The organism is uncultured Lutibacter sp., from assembly GCF_947493565.1.
GTDB lineage: Bacteria > Bacteroidota > Bacteroidia > Flavobacteriales > Flavobacteriaceae > Lutibacter > Lutibacter aestuarii.
Genome location: NZ_CANLRG010000028.1, coordinates 1 through 296, shown reverse-complemented (window position 1 = coordinate 296; position 296 = coordinate 1). Strand labels below are relative to the sequence as shown.

Below are 296 nucleotides of genomic sequence, written 5' to 3'. Positions count from 1 at the left end.
CTTTCACCTTCTACTGAAATACAAAATTCATAGGTATCAGGAGCCAATCCTTCAATAAAAGCATTGGTAGTATTGGTAAAGTTATAAATTGTTCCATCTACTGTTACAGAATAATTATAGGCTTCTTGTACAGCAATTTCAATGCTGCCATTTTCTTTACCAGCGCAAGTTTCTCCTATAACTTCTATCGTAAAATTGGCTGGGGGTAATGCAAAACACCCTGCTTCATCAACATAAGTTCCTATAGGTGTATTTGGACATTGATCAATCTCATTACTCACACCATCATTATCATC

1 protein-coding gene is annotated in these 296 nt (G+C 35.5%); it reads right to left on the bottom strand.

Annotated features, from left to right (window positions below; translation table 11 throughout):
• On the bottom strand, positions 1-296 hold a 296-nt coding region (locus Q0714_RS14180), incomplete at both ends, for a hypothetical protein (protein WP_298266202.1).